Here is a 14,935-nt window from a genome sequence, read left to right as displayed (position 1 = left end):
CATGGACCCGCTGCTGCGCGCCGCCGGTGACCGGCTGACCGCGTACCACGACCGGCTCGCCCGACTGGTCGCGGTCGACTCCGGCTCCGGCCAGGTCGACGGGCTGCGGGAGGTCTTCGACCTGGTGCAGGGCTGGTGCCTCGGCGCCGGGCTGTCCGTCGAGCGGGAACCCGTCGCCGACCCGGCCGGCCGGCCGCTCGGCGACGTGCTGGTCGCCCGCCGCCGGGGCGCCGGCACCCGCCGGATCCTGCTCGCCGGCCACCTGGACACCGTGTTCCCGCCGGGCACCGCCGCCGCCCGCCCGTTCCGGGTGCAGGACGGTCGGGCGTACGGGCCGGGGGTCAGCGACGACAAGGGCGGCGTGCTCGCCGGACTCGCCGCCGTCGAGGTGCTCGCCACGTTGGACCGGCACCGGTACGGCGAACTGGTGCTGGTCTGCACGCCGGACGAGGAGATCGGGTCGGTGGGCAGCCGGCCGCTGCTGCGTACCCTCGGGGCCGAGGCCGACGTGGCGCTCTGCCTGGAGTGCGCCCGCGACAACGGCGACCTGGTCTCCGCCCGCAAGGGCGTCGCCGACCTGGCGGTGACGTTGCGCGGGCGGGCCGCGCACGCCGGCATCGAACCGGAGCGCGGCGCCAACGCGCTGCTCGCCGCCGCCCGGCTGACCGTGGCGCTGGACCAGCTCAACGGCCGCTGGCCCGGGGTGACGGTGAACGTCGGCGCGTTGGAGGCCGGCGGCCGGCCCAACGTGGTCGCCGACCGGGCCCGGATGCTTGTCGACCTGCGGGCCTGGCGCACCGGCGAGTACGAGGCCGCGCTGGCCGAGATCCGCCGGCTGGTCGCCGCGCCGCTCGTCTCCGGCGTGCACGCCGAGCTGGCCGTGCAGGCGCCCACCCCGCCGTGGGAGCCGGACCCGGCCGGGCGCCGGCTGGCCGAGCTGGCCGCGAAGGTGGGCGCCGGGCTCGGCGTACCGGTGTCGCACGCCGCGACCGGTGGCTGCGCCGACGCCAACCTGCTGGCCGAGGCCGGCGCGACCGTGCTGGACGGGCTCGGCCCGGTCGGCGGGGCCGACCACAGCCCGGGGGAGTGGCTCGATCTCGACTCGGTGGTGCCGCGGGTGGCGTTGCTGGCCGGCCTGGTCGACGCGCTCGGCCGAGCCGACACGTAGCGTCGGGTTGGGCCTGGCCCGGCGGCTCGCCACGGCCTGCCCGGAATGCGTCGCGCCCGGGTTCGGCCCGCGCGGCAACCCCTGAGCGCCGTCCCGGTTCAGGCCAGCCGGGCCCCGGCCCGGTTCGGCGGTCGCAGGCGGCCGACGCGCCGGACCGGTGGCGGGGCGCTGGGACGCACCTCGACGAGGGTCAGCTCCGCGTCGTGCCAGACCATGCCGTGCAGGCCGCAGCGGCCGGCGCGTACCGCCCGGTCGAGCAGGGGGGAGTGCCGGCGCAGCGCGGCGAGCGCGGCGCGCACCCGTTCGGGTCCGCTCCCGTGCGGCAGCGAACAGGCGGTGTGGCCGAGCACCACCACCAGCGGTGTGCCGAGGTGACCGACCGCGTACTCCAGGCTGCCCCGCACCGAGGGCCCGGTGCTCAGACCGGCGGCGCGGACCGCGAACACGTCGGCGCCGCCGAACACCGTCACCGCTTCCGGCTGCGGATCGGCGCAGGAGAGGACCGCCGCCACCGGTGCGCCGGCCGGGGCGAACGGCGTGGACGCCGCGCCCACCCGGAACCGGTGGTGTCCCGCCCGCAGCCGGGCGAGGGCGAAGCTCGGGCTGACGGGCCATCCCTGCGGCGGCGATCCGGTCATGTCCATCACTGCTCCTCGTGACGAGCCACTGTCGTGCGTCTCACGATACACGAATTAGAAATCGTGTAATAGAGTGCGCTTGTCTGAAGGAGGTGGCGATGGACGTCGCACTGGTCCTGGGAGTCCTGATCGGGCCCGCGTCGGCGGTGCTCGGCGCGTTGGCGGTGCCCGACCCGCGCCGGGCCGCCCGGGTGGTGGGCGCGTTGCTCGGTCTCAGCGCGGTGGCGGCCACCGCGCTGCTGGTCCGGGTGGCGGCCGACCCGGCCGTACCGGGCGTGCTCACCCGCGTCGACACGCTCGGGCCGGCGTTCTCCGTCGGCGTCCGCGTCGACCGGTTCACCGCGCTGTTCGTGCTGCTCGTCTGCGGGCTGGCCGCCGTCGTCGCCGGCTACGCGCGCCGCTACCTCGACGGCGAGCCGGGCGCCCGCGCGCTCCAGGGCCGGGTGGCGGCGGCCACCACCGCGACGCTGGTGATGGCCACCGCACCCAGCCTGGTGCAGTTGGCCGTCGGCTGGATCGCGGCCGGGCACCTGCTGGTCGGCCTGATCGGCCACTACCGGGACCAGCCCAGGGTGCGGGCCGCCGCCCGCCGGACCCGGCGACTGTTCCTCGCCGGCGACGCCGCCCTGGTCGCCGGCCTCGCGCTGCTGGTCACGCCCGCCGGCGACGCCGACCTGGACGCGGTGCGCGCCACCGCCGGCGACCGGCCCGGGTGGCTGCTCGCCACCGCCGGCGCGCTGCTGCTGGCAGCCGCCATGGTCCGGTCCGCGCAGGTGCCGGCGCACCGCTGGCTGCCGTCCACCCTGGACGCGCCGACCCCGGTCTCGGCGTTCCTGCACGCCGGAATGGTCAACGTGGCCGGGTTCCTCATGATCACACTGGCGCCGGTGGTCACCGCCGCGCCCGGGATGATGCCGGCGATGGTGCTCGTCGGCCTCGTCACCGCCGTCTCGGGGCTGCTGTTCGCCGCGGTGCGCACCGACGTCAAGGGCACCCTCGCCCGGTCCACCGTCGCGCAGATGGGGTTCATGCTCACCCAGTGCGGGCTCGGCGCGTTCGGGCTGGCCGCCGTGCACCTGGTCGGGCACGCCGTCTACAAGGCGTACGCGTTCCTCTCCGCCGGTGGCGCGCTCCAGGCGCAGGCCCGCGCCGCCGGCACGCCACGACCGGAGGGCCCGCCACCCACCCGGTCCCGCGTCCTCGCCGCCGCGACGGTGATCGTCACCGTGCTCGCCACCGAGCTGCTGCTCGGGACCACCGCGAGCGGTGCGCTCAGCGCCGCGCTGGTCGCCGCCGCCGCGCTCGCCGCCGTGTGGTCCGCCCTCGCCGACCGGGCGCTGCCGGCCCGTACCGCCGCTGCCCTCACCGGCACCGTGGCGGCGCTGGCCGGCGGACATCTCGTCGCCGGGCGGGTGGTCGACCGCTGGCTGGCGCTGCCGTCCGGGACGAGCCTGCTCGGCGTCGGCGCCGTGGCGTGCGTGCTCGCCGTGGTGGCCGTCGCCGGGGCCGTGCTGCGCCGCCGGCCGAGCGCCACGCTCTGGTGGTGGGCTTGGCACGACGGCGCCGCCGTGCCGCGGGCCCGCCGGACGGCCCCGCCCGGCGGGCCGACCCCCGCGGCGCTCACCGTGCCGCGCCCCGGCCTGCTCGACCGCTCGGACGGCGCGCGGGTCGTCGCCGCGGCGACCGCCGCCGCCGACCACGTCGGCGCCGTCGGACCGCTGGACGCCTTCGTCGCGGTGAACCCGCTCGCCGGCCGGGAACGCGTGCCGTTCGCCCGGGCCACCGCCGAGCTGCGGGGTCTCGCCGGCACGCGGACTTACCTGCCGGCCGCCGAGTACCGGCAGCGGCTGCGCGACGGCCGGATCACCCCGACGGACCTTGCCGCCGTGCTCCCGCCACCACCGCGCGCCGCCGGTGCGGTCCTGCTCGGCCACCGGCGGATCGACGTCACCGACCTCCAGTTGGCCGTGCTGGGCCACCCGGTGCACGACGGGCCGCCCCCACCGGCCGACCTGCTCGCGGTCGCGCGGCGCCGGCTCGCCGAGCTGCCCGCGCGGCCCCGCCCCCGCACCCCGGGCGAGGCCGGACCGCACACCCTCGCCGAGACGCTCGACCGGGCGCTGGGCACCCGGACCACCGCGGACGTCGACGACCTGGTGGCCGCCTGGTGCGCGGCGCACAGCGGACGCCCGGCGGCGCTCTGGCCGGTCCCCGGCCCGACGGACGCGGGCTGCTGGGCGCGCTGGCGGCGGATGGCCGGCGCCGATCCGGCCCTGGCCCGGCGGGGCGTCACCGGTCTCGCGACGCTCGTCGACGCACTGCCCGAGGCGCCCGAGCAGGCCGTCGCGGTGCTCCTGCGCGCGATGGGGGTGCCGCCGGCGGCCTGGTCCACCTACCTGTCCCGGTCCCTGCTCCGGCTGCCCGGCTGGGCCGGGCACGCCCGCTGGGCCCAGGCCAACCCCGGGCAGGGGCCGGCACTGAGCCCACTGGACCTGCTCGCCGTGCGCCTCACCTACGAGTACGCGCTCGCCGGCGCCGCCGCCCAGCGCCACCTGGAGCTGCCCCCGGTGCTGGACTCGATCGCCGCCGCGACACCCGCCACGCTCCCGAGGTCCGCCGGGATCACCCCGGAGGCCCTCGCCCGACTCGCCGGCGCGCTCGACGTCGACGTCGCCACGCTGGCCTGCCTGCCCGGGGAGACCGTGGCCACGCTGCGGGAGGTGGCCTGCCAGTTGACCCCGTCCCGGCAGTCCGAGGTGTGGCTCGCCGCCGCCGAGCACGCGTACCGGCGACGGCTGCGGTACCGGCTGGACCGGGGCGTGGACCGGCCGGCCGTCGACGTCCCGGCGCGCGCCCAGGCGGTGTTCTGCATCGACGTGCGCAGCGAGGGCCTGCGCCGCCACCTGGAGGCGACCGGGCCGGTCGACACGTACGGCTTCGCCGGCTTCTTCGGCCTGCCCGTGCGTACCGTGACCGCCGGCGCCCGGCGCGGGCGGGACCGCTGCCCGGTCCTCATGCGACCGGTGGCCACCGTCGAGGCGGCGCGGGCCGGCCACGCGGCGCGCTCCCGGCAGGCATGGCGACGCGCCTACGCCGCCGCCAAGGCGAACCCGGTCGGCGCGTTCGCCTTCGTCGAGGTCGCCGGCGTGCTCGCCACCGCCGCCCTGCTCCTGCGGGCCGCCGCCCCGGGCCGGTTCCTGCCGCCCGCCGACCACACCGCACCTACCGTCGCCGACCTGACCGCCGCCATGAGCCTCGACGAACAGGTCTACTACGCCGAGGCGACGCTGCGCACGATCGGGCTCACCGCCGGCTTCGCGCCGCTGGTGCTGCTCTGCGGGCACGGCGCCACCAGCGCCAACAACCCGTACGCCGCCGCGCTGGACTGCGGCGCCTGCGGCGGCAACCGGGGCGGGGTGAGCGCCCGTCTCGCCGCCGGGATGCTCAACCGGCCCGAGGTGCGCGCGGCCCTCACCGACCGGGGCATCCACCTGCCCGACGGCACGCACGTGCTGGCCGGCGAGCACGACACCGTCACCGACGAGGTGCGGCTGTTCGACCTGGACGCCGTGCCCGCCGGGCTGCGACCGGCGGTCGAGGAACTGGCCGGCCGGCTGGCCGGGGCGGGCGCGCGGCTGCGCGCGGAACGGGCCGCGCGACTGCCCGGCCGGCCGCGTCCGCGCCGCCTGCCCCGGCGGGCCGGGGACTGGGCGCAGGTCCGCCCGGAGTGGGCGCTGGCCGGCAACGCCGCGTTCATCGCCGCGCCCCGCGAGCTGACCGCCGGCGTCGACCTCGGCTGCCGGACGTTCCTGCACTCCTACGACTGGACCGGCGACCGGGACGCGGCGGCGCTGGAGGCGATCATGACCGGCCCGCTCGTGGTGGCCGCCTGGATCAACCTCCAGTACTACTTCTCCACTGTCGACCCGCAGCGGCTCGGCGCGGGCACCAAGACCGTGCACACCGTGCTCGGCGACGCGCTCGGCGTCCTCTCCGGATCCGGCGGCGACCTGCGCCTCGGTCTGCCGCTCCAGTCGGTCGCCGACGGCACGCGGCCGGCGCACGAGCCGCTGCGGCTGCTCGCGGTGGTCCGCGCCCCGCACCACCTGGTCGACGCGGTGCTGGGCCGCAACCCCGGGCTGCGCCACCTGGTCGACGGCGGGTGGCTGTCGCTGACCGTCGTCGACCCCGGCACCGGCGCGTGGTCCGAGCCCGCGCCGGGTGGATCGTGGCGGGCGCTGCCCGCCCCGCGCCACGTCACCGCACCCGCCACCGAGCCGCCCGCGCGCCACCCGGCGCCCGCGACGGAGAAGGAGTACACGGCATGAACGAACTGGGACTGACCCGCATGGTCAAGGTGGAGGTGGTCACGCGCGCCGACGACGCCGACGCGGTCCGCACCCTGCTGCACGCCTCCGGGGTGAGCGGCTGGACCAGCCTGAGCGGCGTCTCCGGCTTCGGCCACCACGGCACCCACGAGGGGCGGCTGCTCTTCAACGACCGGGCCGGACTCGTCATGGTCATCGCCGTGCTCCCGCCGGGCCGGGCCGAGCCGGTGGTCACCGGGCTGCGCGACATCCTGGCCCAGCGGCCCGGCGTGATGTTCGTCAGCGACGCCTGGGTCAGCAGACCCGAGTACTTCGGCGCCGACCGGGCGGCGGCGTGACCGCCGGGGACCGTCCCCGGCCGCCCGCCCGGCGGGTGGTACGACGGTAGGGGCCGACCCGGCGAGCCGGGCGGGCGCCCCGGCGGGATCCGTCCCGTCGGGGTGCCCGCCCGAACGGTGTCGTACGGTGACCGCATGGGACGCGTCGCGCGGTGGCGTCGGGTGGCCCGGGCGCACCCGACCGTGACCGATGCGCTGCTGGCCGCGCTGCTTTTCGTGGTCAGCCTGCTCCCGGTGAACCCGCCCGGCGGGCCCCCGCGCGACCCGCTGACCGTCGGCGCGGTGCTGCTCGCGCTGGCCGGATGCGGCGCGCTGGTGCTGCGCCGCCGCCACCCGTTGCCGGTGCTCGCGCTGGTCACCGCCACGGCGGCCACCGCGCTGCTGGTGCAACAGGCGCGCGGGCCGTTCGTGCTGACCGTGGCGCTGGCCGCGTACACGGTGGCGACCCGGACCGACCGGCGGACCGCGGTGGCGGCCGGCGCGGCGAGCGGCCTGGTGCTCGGCGGCGGCGCGGTCGTCGCGCTCGGGGTGGGCTGGCTGGACCCGGCGGTCGTGGTGCTGCTGCTCTGGTTCGGCGTCGCGGTGGCGGCCGGCGACGCGGTACGCAGCCGGCGGGCCTACGTGGCGGTGCTGGAGGAGCGGGCGCGGCGGGCCGAACGGACCCGCGAGGAGGAGGCCCGCCGCCGGGTGGTGGAGGAACGGCTCCGGATCGCCCGGGAGCTGCACGACGTGGTGGCCCACCAGATCGCGCTGATCAACGTGCAGGCCGGGGTGGCCGGGCACCTGCTGCGGGAGCGGCCGGACGCGGCCGAGGAGGCGCTCGGGCACGTCCGGTCCGCGACCCGCACCGTGCTGGACGAACTGGCCACCCTGCTCGGCCTGCTCCGGCGCGGTGAGCCGGACGCGCCGACCGAGCCGACGCCCGGCCTGGGCCGCCTCGACGCCCTCGTCGACGGCTTCGCCGCCGCCCAACCGGTGCGCTGGACCCTGACCGGCCGGCCCCGGCCGCTGCCCAGCACGGTCGACGTGGCGGCCTACCGGATCGTCCAGGAGTCGCTGACCAACGCCCACCGGCACGCGCCCGGCGCGGCCGTCACGGTCGGCGTCACGTACACCGGCGCCGGCGTGGTGGTGGAGATCCGCGACGACGGGCCCGGCCCGAGCGGAACCGGCGACCAGGGAACCGGTCTCGGCCTGCTCGGGATGCGGGAGCGGGCCGAGGCGGTGGGCGGCGCGTTCCACGCCGGCGCCGGGCCCGGCGGCGGCTTCCGGGTCCGCGCGGAACTGCCCGCCCCGATCCCGCAGGAGGTGGCATGACCGTCCGGGTGCTGCTCGCCGACGACCAGACCCTCATCCGCGCCGGCTTCCGCGCGCTCGTCGACTCCGCGCCGGACCTGTGCGTGGTGGGGGAGGCCGCCACCGGGCGGGAGGCGGTCGAGCGGGCCCGCGCCACCCGCGCCGACGTGGTGCTGATGGACATCCGGATGCCCGACCTCGACGGCCTGGCCGCCACCCGGGAGATCACCGCCGACGAGGACCTGGCCGGCGTACGGGTGCTGATCCTGACCACGTTCGAGGTCGACGAGTACGTCTTCGAGGCGCTACGCGCCGGCGCCAGCGGCTTCCTCGGCAAGGGCGTGGAACCGGCCGAACTGCTCGACGCGATCCGTACCGTCGCGGCCGGGGAGGCGCTGCTGTCCCCGAAGGCGACCCGTGGGCTGATCGCCCGGTTCCTGGCCCAGCCCGACCCGCGGCCCGGGGCCACCCCGGAGCGGCTGCGGGTGCTCACCGAACGGGAACGCGAGGTGGTAACGCTGGTCGCCGCCGGGCTGAGCAACGAGCAGATCGCCCAGCGGCTGGTGGTCTCCCCACTGACCGCCAAGACCCACGTCAACCGCGCGATGGCCAAGCTCGACGCCCGGGACCGGGCCCAACTGGTGGTGATCGCCTACCAGAGCGGCCTGGTCCGGGCCGACCCGCCGGCGCGGTAGCCGGGCCGTCCGCGTACCGCGTTCGCGGTACGCGCAGGTGTCCGCGTCCGGCCGACGCGCCGGCCGGGCTACGCGGGCCAGGGTTGAGCACATGATCGAAGCCCACGACCTGAGCAAGCGGTACGGCGACAAGCTCGCCGTCGACGCCCTGACCTTCACCGTCCGGCCCGGCGTGGTGACCGGCTTCCTCGGTCCCAACGGCGCCGGCAAGTCCACCACCATGCGGATGATCCTCGGCCTGGACGCGCCGACCGCCGGGACCGTACGGGTCAACGGCCGCCGCTACGTCGCGCACCGGGACCCGCTGCGCCAGGTCGGCGCGCTGCTGGAGGCCAAGGCGGTGCACACCGGCCGGTCCGCCCGCAACCATCTGTTCGCCGTGGCCGCCACGCACGGCATCGGCCGCCGCCGCGTCGACGAGGTGATCGACCTGGTCGGGCTGCGTGAGGTGGCCGGCCGGCGGGCCGGCGGGTTCTCGCTCGGCATGGGGCAGCGGCTGGGCATCGCCGGCGCGCTGCTCGGCGACCCGGCGGTGGTGATGCTCGACGAGCCGGTCAACGGCCTCGACCCGGACGGCATCCGGTGGATCCGCGGCCTGCTCAAGGGCCTCGCCGCCGAGGGCCGGACGGTCTTCGTCTCCTCGCACCTGATGAGCGAGATGGCCCAGACCGCCGAGCATCTGATCGTGGTCGGCCGGGGCCGGCTGATCGCCGACGTGTCGCTCGCCGAGTTCACCCGCCGGGCCTCCCGCGGCACCGTACGGGTGCGCTCACCCCAGGCCACGGCGCTGCGCGACCTGCTGGCCGGCCCGGACGTCACCATCACCGGCGGCGAGCCCGGCGTGCTGGACGTCAGCGGACTGCGCCCCGAGGCGATCGGCGACCGGGCCGCCGCCGCCGGGCTCACCCTGCACGAGCTGACCCCCACCGAGGCGTCGCTCGAAGAGGCGTTCATGACCATGACCCGCGACGCCGTCGAGTACGTCGGCGCCACCGAAGGAGCTGACCGATGACCACCGCGGCCCCACCCGCCACGACCGTGCCGACCGACGCCCGGATCACCGTCCCCCGGGTGGTCCGAAGCGAATGGATCAAGTTCCGTTCCCTGCGCTCGTCGCTGATCATGCTGGCCGCGACCGTGGTGGTGTTCGCCGCGCTGGGGCTCGGCTTCTCGGCGTTCCTGGCCGACGCCACGATCGAGCCGGGCACCCCGGCGCCGCCCGGCGGGCCGTCGTCGCTCGACCCGCTCGGCGCCAGCCTCGGCGGCGTCAACCTCGCCCAACTGCTCGTCGGCACGCTCGGCGTGCTGCTGGCCGCCGGCGAGTACGGCACCGGCATGATCCGCTCGTCCCTCGCCGCGGTGCCGACCCGCTGGCCGGTGCTCGCCGGCAAGGTCGCCGTGCTGGCCGGCGTCGTGCTGGCCGTGCTGGTGCCGACCACGCTGCTCACCTTCCTCGGCGGGCAGGCGATCCTGGGCGACCAGGGCATCTCTCTCTCCGACGACGGCGTGCTGCGCGCGGTGCTCGGCACGGCCGGCTACCTCGCGGCCGTCGGTGTGCTCGGCGCGGCGCTCGGCTCGCTGCTGCGCACCACCGCCGGCGCGCTGACCAGCGTGGTCGCGCTGCTGCTGGTCGTGCCGGGAGTGGTGTCGCTGCTGCCGGAGAGCTGGTCGGAGCGGATCTCGCCGTACCTGCCGTCCAACGCCGGGCAGGCGTTCACGAGCGTGGGCGGGGGCGGTGACCTGCTCTCCCCGGGCGCCGGCGCGGCCGTCCTCGCGGCCTGGCTGGTCGTCCTGCTCGGCGCCGCCCTGGTCCTGCTGCGCCGCCGGGACGCCTGACCGGCGCCGCCGGCCGGTCGCGGAACCGCGCGGCCGGTCAGCGGCGGAGGATGCCGAGGTCGATGGCGGCGGCGACCGCCGCGGTGCGGGAGTCGACGCGCAGCTTGGTGTAGATGCGCGACAGGTGCGACTTGACCGTGCCCTCGGTCAGGTGCAGGCGGCGGCCGACGGCCTGGTTGGACAGCCCGTCCGCGACCAGGCCGAGCACCTCCGTCTCCCGCCGGGTCAGCGCCGTGTCCGGCGTGCGCAGCCGGTTCACCAGCCGGTCCGCGACGGCCGGAGCCAGCGCGGTACGGCCGGCGGCGGCGGCCCGCACGGCGGCGGCCAGCTCGTCCGTCGAGGCGTCCTTGAGCAGGTAGCCGGTCGCGCCGGCCTCGATCGCGGGCAACGTGTCCGCGTCGCTGTCGTAGGTCGTGACGATCAGCACCCGGGGCGCGTGCGGTCGGGCGGTGATGGCGGCGGTCGCGTCGACCCCGCTCAGGCCGGCGCCGAAGCGCAGGTCCATCAGCACCACGTCGACGTCGCCGCCGGCGGCGCGGGCCACCGCCGCCTCGGCGGTGGCCGCCTCGGCCACCACGACCAGGCCCGGCTCGGTCTCCAGCACCGCGCGCAGCCCGGCCCGGACGACCGGGTGGTCGTCGGCGATCAGCAGCCGGACCGGCGCGCCGGTCACGGCCGCCCGCCGGGCGGGGTGCGGGGGAGCCTTGCCGACACGGTGGCGCCGCGGCCGGGCGCGGCGGCGACGGTCAGGGCGCCGCCGAGCGCGCGGGTCCGCGCCCGCATGGCGGCGAGGCCGAACCCACCGCCGTCGGGCCCCGGACCGGGCAGCCGCTCCGGGTCGAAACCGCCGCCGTCGTCGGTCACGTCCAGGGTCACCCGGTCGGCGCGGTAGCCGAGCGTCACCTCGACGGTGGTGGCCCGGGCGTGGCGCACGGTGTTGGCCAGCGCCGCCTGGGCGACGCGCAGCAGCGCGACCTCGTACCCGGTCGGCAGCGGGACCGGGTCCCCGGTGACCGCGAACCGGGCGGCGAGCCGGTGCCGGGCGGCGGTGGTGGCGCAGAGGCGTCGCAGCGCGTCGGCCAGCGTGGTGTCGTCCAACGCCGGTGGGGTGAGCGCGGCGACGAAGCGCCGGGCCTCGGCGAGGTTGTCCGCCGCCGCCTGCCGGGCCTGCTCGACGTGGCGGGCGGCGGTGTCCGGCCGGTCCGGCAGCACCCGGCCGGCGGCGCGCAGCAGCAACTGGATGCTGGTCAGGCCCTGCGCCAGCGTGTCGTGGATCTCGGCGGCCAGCCGCTCGCGTTCCGCCGCCACCCCCGCCTCGTGCTGCGCCCGGGCCAGGTCGGCGCGGGTGGCGGTCAGCTCCTCGATCAGCCGGCGGCGGCGCTCGCTCTCCCGGTAGAGCGCCTGGTAGCCCCGGACCACCGCCACCGCGACCGCGGCGCCGAGCACCGGCCCGACCGTGCCGGCCACGCTGACCGCGCCGCGATGGGCGGCGAAGGCGACGACGGCCACCACGGCGGTCACCGCGACGGCGACCGGTCCGGCGCGCCGGGACAGCAGGTGCAGTTGCAGCAGGTAGAGCGGGAACGCGAGCCACAGCCCGTCCACGGTGAGCACGGTCAGCGCCAGCCACCCGACGCCGACCGCCGCCAGCCACCAGCCGGCGGCCCGTCGGGAGCGGTGGACGCCGGGCCGCAGCGCCCCGGCCGCGTACGTCAGCAGGCCCGCCGCCGCCACCGCGGCGATCACCGGCGCGTGCGGCTGCCCGGTGACGACGGCCCGGAGGCCGGCGAGCGCGAAGAGGACACCCACCAGCAGGTGCAGGCACCAGGCCAGCACGCGGGCGGTGGAGGTCAGGGCGGGAACGGCGGTCACGGCCCTCCCAGCGTAGAGGAGGCGCAGGTCGGCGGGGATCTGTCGAAAGTTGTAACCGGCCCACCGCCGTTCCGCCCGGGAAGTGCCGTCCGCCGCCGGATGCCCGGGCCGGCCTCCGGCGACGACCGTGGGAGCGACCACCCCGCCGTCGAAAGGACCGCGTCGCCCGTGTTCGTCGCCTGGAGAGACCTCAGGTTCGCCAAGGGGCGCTTCGCCCTGATGGGAACCGTCATCGTGCTGATCACCCTGCTGGTCGGCCTGCTGTCCGGGCTGACCGCCGGGCTGGGCCGGCAGAACACCTCCGCGATCACCGGTCTGCCCGCCGACCGGATCGCCTTCGGCGGCCCGCAGCCGTCGTACGCCGACTCGACGGTCACGCGCCGGCAGTGGCAGCGCTGGGCCGACACGCCCGGCGTCACCGCCGCCGAGCCGCTGGGCATCGGCACCACCCGGGTCACCGCCGGTGGCCGCAGCGCCGCCGTCTCCGTGTTCGGCGTCCGGGCCGGCTCCCGGCTCGCCCCCGGCGACCTCGACGACCGCACCGCGGTGCTGTCCACCCCGGCCGCCACCGACCTGGGCCTGCGCGTCGGCGACCGCCTCACCGTGGCCGGCCGGGAGCTGACCGTGGCGGCGGTCCGCGGCGACGCCTCCTTCAGCCACACCCCGGTGGTGTGGACCAGCCTCGACTCGTGGCGGCGGACCGGCAACGCCGACGCGGACACCGCCACCGTGATCGCGCTGCGCACCGCCGCCGACGTGGACGTGGCCGCCATCGACCGGGCCGCCGGCACCCGGACCGTCCGCACCGGCGACTCGCTGGCCGCGATCGGCTCCTACCGCTCGGAGAACGGTTCACTCCAACTCATGCGCGGCTTCCTGTTCGCCATCTCCGCCCTGGTCATCGGCGCCTTCTTCACGGTGTGGACGATCCAGCGCGGCGGCGACGTCGCGGTCCTGAAGGCCCTCGGCGCCTCCACCACCGCCCTGCTCGTCGACGCGCTCGGGCAGGCCGGCGTCCTGCTGGTCGGCGGCACCGCGCTCGGCACCGGCCTGGCCGCCGGGCTCGGCGTGCTGGTCTCCGGCTCGGACGTGCCGTTCGTGCTGACGCCCGCCACCGTCGCCGTCCCGGCCACCGTGATGGTCGTCCTCGGCATGCTCGGCGCCGCCCTGTCCGTGCGCCGCATCACCGCCGTCGACCCGCTCACCGCACTGGGGAGCGCCCGATGAGCCTCGACCTGGCCGACGTCACGCTCACCTACCCGGACGGCGAGAACCGGCTCACCGCGCTCGACCACGTGACGCTCTCGGTCGCGAAGGGCGACCTGGCCGCCGTGGTCGGCCCGTCGGGCTCGGGCAAGTCCAGCCTGCTCGCGGTCGCCGCCACGCTCGTCACCCCGGACGCCGGCGCCGTCCACGTCGACGGCGTCGCCACCACCGGGATGGGCCGCGGCGCGCTCGCCGCGCTGCGCCGGCGCGCGATCGGCATCGTCTTCCAGCAGCCCAACCTGCTGCCGTCGCTGACCGCCGCCGAGCAGCTCCAGGTGATGGCCACCCTCGCCGGCCGGTCGCCGGCCGGGGCCCGGGACCAGGCGCGGGAGCTGCTCGACGCGGTCGGGCTCGCCGCCCAGGCCGGCCGGCGCCCGCACCAGCTCTCCGGCGGCCAGCGCCAGCGGGTCAACATCGCCCGCGCCCTGATGAACGACCCGGTCGTCCTGCTCGTCGACGAGCCGACAAGCGCGCTCGACCACGAGCGGGGCGCCGCCGTCATCGACCTGATCGGCCGGCTCACCCGCGAGCGGGGCACCGCCACGGTGCTTGTCACCCACGACCGCGACCACCTCGCCGCCGCCGACCGGATCGTGGCGATGCGCGACGGCCGTCTGCACGACGCGACCTGAGCGGTACAGCAGGCGCTACCTTCCGCCGCCGGCGCTGCCGGCCGCAGAGGTGCTGCTGGACGACGTCGGGTCGCTCGGCCCGGGTGGGCGCGGCGGACGCGGCGGGCACGCCCAGGGCGGTGGCGGTCAGCACGGCCAGCGCGCCGGCGGCGAGCGGAACGGTTCGGCGGGTCGTGGGAACTCCTCGTCCCGGCTTCGTTTACGGCTTCCAGCCTCGGCCGGTCGCGGCCGGTCCGGAATCCCGCCTGCTGCCCGGTCCGGGTACCGCAGGCACCACCCCGGGCCGTCAGCGGTGGTGGCCGGCGTCGGCTACGGTGGCCGGCGTGACGACGCAGGACATCAGGCCATCGTTCGCGCCGGACGCCGTGGTCGTGCTCGGCGCGCTGGTGGCCACCGTGGGCTATCTGTCGCCGTGGTTCCGCGTCTCGGCCGGCTACTCCTGGTCCTTCTCCGGCTGGGCGTACGCGTCGTTGAGCACCGGCGGCGGCTGGACCCTGTTGACGCTGGGCTGGCTGCTGGTGGCGCTGGTGGCCGGCGGTTGGGCGCGGGCGTACCCGGGCGCCGCGTTGACCGCGTTGACGGCGGCCGTCGGCGCGCTGACGTTCGCGCTGGCCGTGGTCGCGGCGAGCTTCGCCGAGTTTCGGGAGCGCGGCAGCATCAACTGGATCGCGGACCTGCCGTTCGGGGTCGGGCTACCGCTGATGGCCACCGGCTTCGGCCTGTTGGTCGCCGGCGGGGTCCGCGCCGTGGTGCGCTCGACGCTCCGGGCGCACGACGCCCCCGCCGAGGGCTAGCCGCCGGCCCCGCTCCGCGGGTTTGCCGGGGCCCCTTCCTATCGCCCAGGCGATAGGAAGGGGCCCCGGCAA

At 77.3% G+C, this 14,935-nt stretch carries 13 protein-coding genes; 10 read left to right on the top strand and 3 right to left on the bottom strand.

Features of this window, described 5'->3' with window-relative positions; genetic code table 11:
• The first annotated feature begins 1 nt into the window (after position 1).
• A complete protein-coding gene (locus tag TPA0908_RS25815) occupies positions 2-1,168 on the top strand; it encodes a M20/M25/M40 family metallo-hydrolase (protein ID WP_281942119.1) in 1,167 nt (388 codons plus the stop codon).
• 98 nt (positions 1,169-1,266) lie between these two features.
• Here TPA0908_RS25815 and TPA0908_RS25810 read toward each other — a convergent pair whose 3' ends face one another.
• A complete protein-coding gene (locus TPA0908_RS25810) occupies positions 1,267-1,812 on the bottom strand; it encodes a carbonic anhydrase (RefSeq protein ID WP_281942117.1) in 546 nt (181 codons plus the stop codon).
• Between the two features lie 92 nt (positions 1,813-1,904).
• Between TPA0908_RS25810 and TPA0908_RS25805 the strand changes: the two genes are divergently transcribed.
• From TPA0908_RS25805 to TPA0908_RS25780, 6 genes are all read left to right on the top strand, one after another.
• The gene (locus TPA0908_RS25805; protein ID WP_281942115.1) at positions 1,905-6,134 is read left to right on the top strand and encodes a putative inorganic carbon transporter subunit DabA; all 4,230 of its coding nucleotides are present in this window, start codon (positions 1,905-1,907) and stop codon (positions 6,132-6,134) included.
• Positions 6,131-6,472, top strand: a complete 342-nt coding sequence (locus TPA0908_RS25800; protein ID WP_281942113.1) for a DUF190 domain-containing protein — start codon at positions 6,131-6,133, stop codon at positions 6,470-6,472. Before TPA0908_RS25805 ends, TPA0908_RS25800 begins: the two co-directional genes overlap by 4 nt.
• A 135-nt stretch (positions 6,473-6,607) precedes the next feature.
• A complete protein-coding gene (locus TPA0908_RS25795; protein ID WP_281942111.1) occupies positions 6,608-7,789 on the top strand; it encodes a sensor histidine kinase in 1,182 nt (393 codons plus the stop codon).
• Positions 7,786-8,463 carry a response regulator transcription factor gene (locus TPA0908_RS25790; RefSeq protein ID WP_281942109.1) on the top strand — a complete coding sequence of 226 codons (678 nt, stop codon included), beginning with the start codon at positions 7,786-7,788 and terminating at the stop codon, positions 8,461-8,463. The genes TPA0908_RS25795 and TPA0908_RS25790 overlap by 4 nt, the downstream gene beginning before the upstream one ends.
• Before the next feature lie 91 nt (positions 8,464-8,554).
• On the top strand, positions 8,555-9,475 hold the full coding sequence (locus TPA0908_RS25785; protein ID WP_281942107.1) for an ABC transporter ATP-binding protein: 921 nt from the start codon (positions 8,555-8,557) through the stop codon (positions 9,473-9,475).
• Entirely contained in the window at positions 9,472-10,299 is an 828-nt protein-coding gene (locus TPA0908_RS25780) for an ABC transporter permease subunit (protein ID WP_281942106.1), read from the top strand. The genes TPA0908_RS25785 and TPA0908_RS25780 overlap by 4 nt, the downstream gene beginning before the upstream one ends.
• Positions 10,300-10,336: 37 nt before the next feature.
• On the opposite strand, the gene TPA0908_RS25775 is transcribed toward TPA0908_RS25780, so the two are convergent.
• Together TPA0908_RS25775 and TPA0908_RS25770 are read right to left on the bottom strand one after the other, a co-directional pair.
• Positions 10,337-10,972: a response regulator gene (locus TPA0908_RS25775; protein WP_281942105.1), complete on the bottom strand. Its 636-nt coding sequence runs from the start codon at positions 10,970-10,972 to the stop codon at positions 10,337-10,339.
• Positions 10,969-12,171, bottom strand: coding sequence for a sensor histidine kinase (locus TPA0908_RS25770; RefSeq protein ID WP_281942104.1), 1,203 nt, complete (start codon positions 12,169-12,171; stop codon positions 10,969-10,971). Before TPA0908_RS25770 ends, TPA0908_RS25775 begins: the two co-directional genes overlap by 4 nt.
• Before the next feature lie 219 nt (positions 12,172-12,390).
• Between TPA0908_RS25770 and TPA0908_RS25765 the strand changes: the two genes are divergently transcribed.
• The 3 genes from TPA0908_RS25765 (at position 12,391) to TPA0908_RS25755 (ending at position 14,863) form a co-directional block, all read left to right on the top strand.
• Complete coding sequence (locus tag TPA0908_RS25765) at positions 12,391-13,398, top strand: ABC transporter permease (RefSeq protein WP_281942102.1); 1,008 nt, start codon at positions 12,391-12,393, stop codon at positions 13,396-13,398.
• Positions 13,395-14,069 (top strand): ABC transporter ATP-binding protein, encoded by a 675-nt coding sequence (locus tag TPA0908_RS25760; protein WP_281942100.1) that lies wholly within the window; start codon positions 13,395-13,397, stop codon positions 14,067-14,069. Before TPA0908_RS25765 ends, TPA0908_RS25760 begins: the two co-directional genes overlap by 4 nt.
• A 323-nt stretch (positions 14,070-14,392) precedes the next feature.
• Positions 14,393-14,863 carry a hypothetical protein gene (locus TPA0908_RS25755; RefSeq protein ID WP_281942099.1) on the top strand — a complete coding sequence of 157 codons (471 nt, stop codon included), beginning with the start codon at positions 14,393-14,395 and terminating at the stop codon, positions 14,861-14,863.
• Positions 14,864-14,935: the final 72 nt, after the last annotated feature.

Origin of the sequence: Micromonospora sp. AKA38 (genome assembly GCF_027925725.1) — a bacterium.
In the GTDB taxonomy this organism is placed as follows: Bacteria; Actinomycetota; Actinomycetes; order Mycobacteriales; family Micromonosporaceae; genus Micromonospora.
The sequence above is the reverse complement of the archived record's forward strand: the minus strand, read 5'-3'. Positions and strand labels throughout refer to the sequence as shown.

Bases quoted from the DNA above. Each gene is read 5' to 3' on its own strand.
- TPA0908_RS25815 (WP_281942119.1), top strand. From the start codon at position 2: ATGGACCCGCTGCTGCGCGCCGCCGGTGACCGGCTGACCGCGTACCAC.
- TPA0908_RS25765 (WP_281942102.1), top strand. From the start codon at position 12,391: ATGGGAACCGTCATCGTGCTGATCACCCTGCTGGTCGGCCTGCTGTCC.
- TPA0908_RS25800 (WP_281942113.1), top strand. From the start codon at position 6,131: ATGAACGAACTGGGACTGACCCGCATGGTCAAGGTGGAGGTGGTCACG.
- TPA0908_RS25760 (WP_281942100.1), top strand. From the start codon at position 13,395: ATGAGCCTCGACCTGGCCGACGTCACGCTCACCTACCCGGACGGCGAG.
- TPA0908_RS25790 (WP_281942109.1), top strand. From the start codon at position 7,786: ATGACCGTCCGGGTGCTGCTCGCCGACGACCAGACCCTCATCCGCGCC.
- TPA0908_RS25785 (WP_281942107.1), top strand. From the start codon at position 8,555: ATGATCGAAGCCCACGACCTGAGCAAGCGGTACGGCGACAAGCTCGCC.
- TPA0908_RS25795 (WP_281942111.1), top strand. From the start codon at position 6,608: ATGGGACGCGTCGCGCGGTGGCGTCGGGTGGCCCGGGCGCACCCGACC.
- TPA0908_RS25805 (WP_281942115.1), top strand. From the start codon at position 1,905: ATGGACGTCGCACTGGTCCTGGGAGTCCTGATCGGGCCCGCGTCGGCG.
- TPA0908_RS25810 (WP_281942117.1), bottom strand. From the start codon at position 1,812: ATGGACATGACCGGATCGCCGCCGCAGGGATGGCCCGTCAGCCCGAGC.
- TPA0908_RS25780 (WP_281942106.1), top strand. From the start codon at position 9,472: ATGACCACCGCGGCCCCACCCGCCACGACCGTGCCGACCGACGCCCGG.